Origin of the sequence: Streptomyces recifensis, assembly GCF_002154615.1 — a bacterium.
Taxonomy (GTDB): Bacteria; Actinomycetota; Actinomycetes; order Streptomycetales; family Streptomycetaceae; genus Streptomyces; species Streptomyces griseoluteus.
The window spans coordinates 1-6,496 of the sequence record NZ_MUNH01000380.1 but is presented as its reverse complement, the minus strand read 5'-3'; the positions used below and the strand labels follow the sequence as shown (position 1 = coordinate 6,496).

7 protein-coding genes are annotated in these 6,496 nt (G+C 73.4%); 3 read left to right on the top strand and 4 right to left on the bottom strand.

From position 1 onward, the window contains the following. Positions 1-124: 124 nt before the first annotated feature. Entirely contained in the window at positions 125-523 is a 399-nt protein-coding gene (locus CCN33_RS19935) for a hypothetical protein (protein ID WP_086694937.1), read from the top strand. 75 nt (positions 524-598) lie between these two features. Here CCN33_RS19935 and der read toward each other — a convergent pair whose 3' ends face one another. The 4 genes from der to CCN33_RS19915 form a co-directional block, all read right to left on the bottom strand. Further along, the gene (der, locus tag CCN33_RS19930; RefSeq protein ID WP_086694936.1) at positions 599-2,083 is read right to left on the bottom strand and encodes a ribosome biogenesis GTPase Der; all 1,485 of its coding nucleotides are present in this window, start codon (positions 2,081-2,083) and stop codon (positions 599-601) included. A gap of 64 nt (positions 2,084-2,147) precedes the next feature. Then, a complete protein-coding gene (locus CCN33_RS19925; RefSeq protein WP_051720498.1) occupies positions 2,148-2,750 on the bottom strand; it encodes a lysophospholipid acyltransferase family protein in 603 nt (200 codons plus the stop codon). A gap of 62 nt (positions 2,751-2,812) precedes the next feature. Next, positions 2,813-3,508: a (d)CMP kinase gene (gene cmk, locus CCN33_RS19920; RefSeq protein WP_086694934.1), complete on the bottom strand. Its 696-nt coding sequence runs from the start codon at positions 3,506-3,508 to the stop codon at positions 2,813-2,815. Positions 3,509-3,635: 127 nt separating this feature from the next. Then, positions 3,636-4,730: a prephenate dehydrogenase gene (locus CCN33_RS19915; protein ID WP_086694933.1), complete on the bottom strand. Its 1,095-nt coding sequence runs from the start codon at positions 4,728-4,730 to the stop codon at positions 3,636-3,638. Positions 4,731-5,238: 508 nt separating this feature from the next. Between CCN33_RS19915 and CCN33_RS19910 the strand changes: the two genes are divergently transcribed. Together CCN33_RS19910 and CCN33_RS19905 are read left to right on the top strand one after the other, a co-directional pair. Further along, positions 5,239-5,703 carry a Rieske (2Fe-2S) protein gene (locus CCN33_RS19910; protein WP_086694932.1) on the top strand — a complete coding sequence of 155 codons (465 nt, stop codon included), beginning with the start codon at positions 5,239-5,241 and terminating at the stop codon, positions 5,701-5,703. Between the two features lie 22 nt (positions 5,704-5,725). Next, complete coding sequence (locus CCN33_RS19905; RefSeq protein WP_086694931.1) at positions 5,726-6,412, top strand: nucleotidyltransferase domain-containing protein; 687 nt, start codon at positions 5,726-5,728, stop codon at positions 6,410-6,412. The last annotated feature ends 84 nt before the right edge of the window (positions 6,413-6,496 follow it).

The window sequence follows — 6,496 nt, the reverse complement described above, 5'->3', positions numbered from 1 at the left end:
CGGCACGACCGGCCGTGCCGTCCCCCACCCCCAGGGGCGGCACGGCCGGTCGTGCCGTCCGGCCTACCCCCGACAGGCCCCCGCGTGGCCGCATCCCTTTGGGTGCACCGTCGTTTGGACATACGTGCACCCATACGACGCCTCTCCCCGCCGGCCCGCCCTGTCCCCCGTTCCCGTCGCCCGGTCCGGGCAGGAGAACTCCGGCGGGCCCTCGTCCACGCCGATCTACGACACGCTGTACGCGGAGTGGGTCAAGACCTTCCGTACGCTGCCCGGGGATCGCAGCGGCGAGGAGAACCTCGGGTTCACCGCCTTCGGGAACCTCCCGCAGAGCACGGGCTCGTACGGCGGGCACCGGCCGGGGTCGTTCAGCAGCTCCTACAGCGCCTACAGCGCCGGGGCCTACAGCGCGCGGCAGCAGTCGCAGCAGTCCCAGTGGCAGCGGATCGGCACGATCGGGCGGGCCCAGCCGGACGGCGAGGGGCTCCCGGCGCTCCCCCCGGCCCCCCGCCAGGGCAACTGAGCCGTACACGAAGGGGCGGCCCGTCTCCCTGGAGACCGGGCCGCCCCTTCGCCGTGCGTCAATCCGCCGTGGCGGTCACTTCTTCTTCGCGCCGCGCTTCTCGCGCACCCGCACCGAGAGGTGGATCGGGGTGCCCTCGAAGCCGAACTCCTCGCGCAGACGGCGCTCGATGAAGCGCCGGTAGCCCGCCTCGATGAAGCCGGAGGCGAAGAGGACGAAACGCGGCGGCTTGGTGCCGGCCTGGGTGCCGAACAGGATGCGCGGCTGCTTGCCGCCCCGGACCGGGTGCGGGTGGGCGGCGGCCAGCTCGCCGAGGAAGGCGTTCAGCCGGCCGGTGGGGACGCGGGTCTCCCAGCCCTCGAGCGCGGTCTCGATCGCCGGGACCAGCTTCTCCATGTGGCGGCCGGTGCGGGCGGAGACGTTGACGCGCGGGGCCCAGGCGATCTGGCCCAGCTCGGTCTCGATCTCGCGCTCGAGGTAGTAGCGGCGCTCCTCGTCGAGGGTGTCCCACTTGTTGAAGGCGACGACGACCGCGCGCCCGGCCTCCACGGCCATGGTGACGATGCGCTGGTCCTGCACCGAGATGTTCTCGGAGCCGTCGATGAGGATGACCGCGACCTCCGCCTTCTCCACGGCGGCCGCCGTGCGCAGGGAGGCGTAGTAGTCGGCGCCCTGCTGGAGGTGGACGCGCTTGCGGATGCCGGCGGTGTCCACGAACTTCCAGGTCTTGCCGCCCAGCTCGATCATCTCGTCGACCGGGTCGCGGGTGGTGCCCGCCAGTTCGTTGACGACGACGCGCTCCTCGCCCGCGACCTTGTTCAGCAGCGAGGACTTGCCGACGTTCGGGCGGCCGATCAGGGCGATGCGGCGGGGACCGCCGACGCCGGCACCGCCGAAGGTCTGCGCGGGCGCGTCCGGCAGGGCCTCCAGGACGGCGTCCAGCATGTCGCCGGTGCCGCGGCCGTGCAGGGCGGAGACCGGGTGCGGCTCGCCCAGGCCGAGGGACCACAGGTAGGCCGCGTCGGACTCGCCGGAGAGGCCGTCGACCTTGTTGGCGGCCAGCACCACCGGCTTGCCGGCCTTGCGCAGCAGCCGGACCACGGCCTCGTCGGTGTCGGTGGCGCCGACCTTGGCGTCCACCACGAAGACGACCGCGTCGGCGGCCTCGATCGCGTACTCGGCCTGCGCGGCCACGGAGGCGTCGATGCCGAGGACGTCCTGCTCCCAGCCGCCGGTGTCGACCACCTTGAAACGGCGCCCGGCCCACTCCGCCTCATAGGTGACGCGGTCGCGGGTGACACCGGGCTTGTCCTCGACGACCGCCTCGCGGCGGCCGATGATCCGGTTCACCAGGGTCGACTTGCCGACATTGGGGCGGCCGACGACGGCGAGCACGGGAAGCGGGCCGTGGCCCGCCTCCTCGATGGCGCCCTCGACGTCCTCGATGTCGAAGCCCTCTTCCGCGGCGAGCTGCATGAACTCCGCGTACTCGGCGTCGCCGAGAGCCCCGTGCTCGTACTCGTGCGCGGCCGAGCCGTCGGGCTGGTTCTGGTCGTTCATGAAGTCCGTACCTCGTCGTCGTTCGTGGTGAGCGGTGGAAGTGGCCCGCCGGGGGCCGGTTCCACTACTCAAGTGTCGCCCAGCGCCCGGTCAGGCGCCTGGCGTTTTCCAGGTGTGCGGTGAGCCGCTTCTGGATGCGCTCGGTCGCCTCGTCCAGCGCCTTGCGCGTACGCCGCCCGGAGCCGTCCCCCGCCTCGAACGGGTCTCCGAAGACCACGTCCACGCGGGAGCGCAGCGGCGGCAGGGCCTTGACCAGGCGGCCGGGCCGGTCGGCGCTGCCGAGCACGGCCACCGGCACGATCGGCGCCCCGCCGCGCACCGCGAAGTAGGCGAGTCCGGCGCGCAGCGAGGCGAAGTCGCCCTCGCCCCGGGTGCCCTCCGGGAAGATGCCCAGCACGCCGCCCTGCTCCAGCACGCCGAGCGCCCGCCCGATGGCGGTGCGGTCGGCGGTGGTGCGGTCGACCTTGAGCTGGCCGATGCCGGTCAGGAAGGGGTCGAGCGGCCCGATGAACGCCTCCTGCTTGATCAGGAAGTGCGTCGGCCGGGGCGCCACGCCCATGACCATGGGGCCGTCGATGTTGTGGGAGTGGTTCACCGCGAGGATGACCGGGCCCGACGCGGGCACCTTCCAGGCGCCCAGCACGCGCGGCTTCCACAGGCCGTACATCAGGCCGACGCCGATGCGCCGCCCGATCTCGGCGCCCCGCTCCGAGGGCGGTGCGCTCCGGCTCACTTCCCGGCCCGCTTCTCCTCGACCAGGGTGACGACGCACTCTATGACCTGGGCGAGGGTCAGCTCGGTGGTGTCGACCTCGACCGCGTCGGCGGCCTTGGCGAGCGGGGAGGTCTTGCGGCTGGAGTCGGCCGCGTCCCGCTGGATCAGGGCGGCGCGGGTGGCGGCGACGTCGGAGCCCTTCAGCTCGCCGCTGCGGCGGGCCGCGCGGGCCTCCGGGGAGGCGGTGAGGAAGATCTTCAGGTCGGCGTCGGGCAGCACGGTGGTGCCGATGTCCCGGCCCTCGACCACGATGCCCTCCTCGGCCCCGGCCGCGATGGAGCGCTGCAGCTCGGTGATCCGGGTACGCACCTCGGGCACCGCGCTGACCGCGCTGACCTTGGAGGTGACCTCCTGGGTGCGGATCGGGCCGGCCACGTCGTAGCCGTCGACGGTGATGGTCGGGGCCAGCGGGTCGGTGCCGGAGACGATCTCCGGCTTGCCCGCGACGGCGGCGATCGCGGTGGGGTCCGCGAGGTCGATGCCGTTGGTCACCATCCACCAGGTGATGGCCCGGTACTGGGCGCCGGTGTCCAGGTAGCTGAGGCCGAGCTGCGCGGCCACGGCCTTCGACGTGCTCGACTTGCCCGTGCCGGAGGGGCCGTCGATCGCTACGATCACGGGCTGGGCGGTCGGGGCGGCGCCGTTTTCCACGGGAGGGCACCTTCCTGGTGAAGGGTGTCGGTCGGGGAGGCGGGACGCGAGGGCGCCCCGCACAAGGTTACTGGGTGTGGGTCACTCGTACGGACGCACGTGCGCCGCGTGACCGCCGGGCCCCGTGCTACTGCCGTAGCGCCCAGCCCCGCTCGCGCAGCGCCTCGGTGAGGACGGGCGCGGCCCCCGGCTCGACCATGAGCTGCACGAGACCGGCCTGCTGTCCGGTGGCGTGCTCGATGCGGACGTCCTCGATGTTGACCCCGGCCCGTCCGGCGTCGGCGAAGATGCGGGCGAGCTGGCCGGGCTGGTCGTCGATGAGGACGGCGACGGTCTGGTAGGCGCGCGGGGCGGAGCCGTGCTTGCCGGGGACCCGGACCTGGCCGGCGTTGCCCCGGCGCAGCACGTCCTCGATCCCGGCGCCGCCGGTGCGCCGCTTGTCCTCGTCGGCGGACTGCAGGGCCCGCAGGGCGCGCACGGTCTCGTCGAGGTCGGCGGAGACGTCGGTGAGCAGGTCGGCGACCGGGCCGGGGTTGGCGGAGAGGATGTCGATCCACATCCGGGGGTCGGAGGCGGCGATCCGGGTGACGTCCCGGATGCCCTGCCCGCACAGCCGTACGGCGGCCTCCTCGGCGTTCTCCAGCCGGGCGGCGACCAGGCTGGAGACCAGGTGCGGCATGTGGGAGACGAGCGCGACGGCGCGGTCGTGGGCGTCGGCGTCCATGACGACCGGGACGGCACGGCAGTGCGAGACCAGTTCGAGGGCGAGGTTCAGCACCTCGGTGTCGGTGTCGCGGGTCGGGGTGAGCACCCAGGGGCGGCCCTCGAAGAGGTCGGCGGTGGCGGCCAGCGGGCCGGACTTCTCGCGGCCGGACATGGGGTGGGTGCCGAGGTAGCGGGCGAGGACGGCCTCGTCCAGGCCGAGCGCCTCCAGTTCGCGGCGGGGGCCGCCCTTGACGCTGGCCACGTCGAGGTAGCCGTGCGCGAGGTCGCGGCGCATGGCGTCGGCGAGGACGGCGGCGACGTGCGCGGGCGGCGCGGCGACGAGCGCGAGGTCGACCCGGCCCTGCGGCGGCTCGTCGGTACCGGCGCCGAGGGCGGCGGCGGTACGGGCCTGGGCGGGGTCGTGGTCGGTGAGGTGGACGGTGACGCCCCGCTGGGTGAGGGCGAGCGCGGCCGAGGTCCCGATCAGCCCGGTGCCGATGACGAGTGCGGTTCTCACTGGGCGATGTCCTTGTGCGGGGCGGCGGCACCGGCCCGGGGCCGGCTTCTGGTGGCGTCCAGCCTAGGGGGTGTCGTCTGGATCCGGTCGGCGGATGGATACGGCGCCTCGTGGCCGACCCGAGTGGGGTCTGGTGCGTGCAGCTGCAAGGCGGAGGAGGGAGTCGACGCGGAGCGGTGGGGGTCCCCCCTGCTCGAGCAGGGCCGAGAGCTCGGGGGAGAGTGACGACAACGCGGCTGGGGGTCCCCCCTGCTCGGAGAGCTTGGGGAGTGCGTGCCAGGCCCCGCGTCGTCGAACTGATCCAGACGACGCCCCCTAGTCAGCCGGGGCGGGCCGGACGCACGCCGGCCGCGCGGCGGGACGGGCGCCCGTTCGGCCGAGGCGGGGTCCGACCCGCAGCCGCCTCCTTCGTCTGGGCGGTGTTCGGTGCCAAGATGCCCGGAAGTATGGGGCTTTCTGCGCCCTTTTCCGCGTGTTTTCCGCCTCTTGAACCTCTCGGAGTGACGACATGAACCAGCCCGCGACCCGGCGCACGCTTCTCGCCACGGGGGCCGCCACGCTCGCCGTCTGCTGTGTGGGATGCGGCGAGGACGGCGGCTCCTCGGCCACCGCCAGCACCTCTCCCGGCGAGAGCGCCTCGGCCTCCGGCACCTCCGACTCCGGCACCTCCGACTCCGGCGACGGCGGGCAGGCGCTGGGCAGCGTCAGCGAGATCCCGGAGGGCGGCGGCAAGATCTTCGCCGCGCAGAAGGTGGTGGTGACGCAGCCCAAGAAGGGCGAGTACAAGGCGTTCTCCGCCATCTGCACCCACCAGGGCTGCTCCCTGAACAGGGTCGCGAACGGCACCGTCGACTGCTCGTGCCACGGCAGCAGGTTCCGTATCTCCGACGGCTCGGTCGCACAGGGCCCGGCCACCCAGCCGCTGGCCGCCAAGGAGATCATGGTGCACGGAAACACGGTGCACCTGGCCTGACCGCCCGCGTACGCTCCCCCGCATGCGCCCCGCCGACCTGGTCCGTGACCACACCGTCTACGCCTGTGTCATGGGCTCGCGCGCCTTCGGGCTGGCCACGGACGCCAGTGACACCGACCGGCGGGGCGTGTTCGTGGCCCCGACCCCGCTCTTCTGGCGGTTCGAGAAGCCGCCCACGCATGTCGAGGGGCCGGGCGAGGAGCGGTTCTCCTGGGAGCTGGAGCGCTTCTGCGAGCTGGCGCTGCGGGCCAACCCGAACATCCTGGAGTGCCTGCACTCCCCGCTGGTGGAGCACCTGGACGACACCGGCCGCGAACTGCTCTCGCTGCGCGGGGCGTTCCTCTCCCGCCAGGTGCACGCCACCTTCACCGGTTACGCCCTCGGCCAGCGCCGCAGGCTGGACGCCGACATCCGCACCACCGGCGCCCCGCGCTGGAAGCACGCGATGCATCTGCTCCGCCTGCTGAGCAGTGCTCGCGACCTGCTGCGCACGGGCGAGCTGCGGCTGGACGTGGGCGAGGAGCGCGAGGCACTGCTCGCGGTGAAGCGGGGTGAGGTGGACTGGCGGGAGATCGAGGCACGGATGGCCCGGCTGGCCGACGAGTGCGACGCGGCGCTGCTCCGCACCCCGCTCCCCGCCGAGCCGGACGAGGCGCGGGTGGCCGACTTCCTGTACCGCACCCGCCGGGCGTCGGCCGCGGCCACCTAGGGCCTCTCGTTTGGATCTTGCCGGGCTCGCGGGGTCTGGCACCGCTCCCTGATCCGGCCTGATCCAAACGAAAGACCCTAGGCG

What these genes read in the sequence shown, in the direction of transcription:
- der (WP_086694936.1), bottom strand. Translation starts at nt 2,083, where the DNA reads ATGAACGACCAGAACCAGCCCGACGGCTCGGCCGCGCACGAGTACGAG.
- CCN33_RS19925 (WP_051720498.1), bottom strand. Translation starts at nt 2,750, where the DNA reads ATGTACGGCCTGTGGAAGCCGCGCGTGCTGGGCGCCTGGAAGGTGCCC.
- CCN33_RS19910 (WP_086694932.1), top strand. Translation starts at nt 5,239, where the DNA reads ATGAACCAGCCCGCGACCCGGCGCACGCTTCTCGCCACGGGGGCCGCC.
- CCN33_RS19905 (WP_086694931.1), top strand. Translation starts at nt 5,726, where the DNA reads ATGCGCCCCGCCGACCTGGTCCGTGACCACACCGTCTACGCCTGTGTC.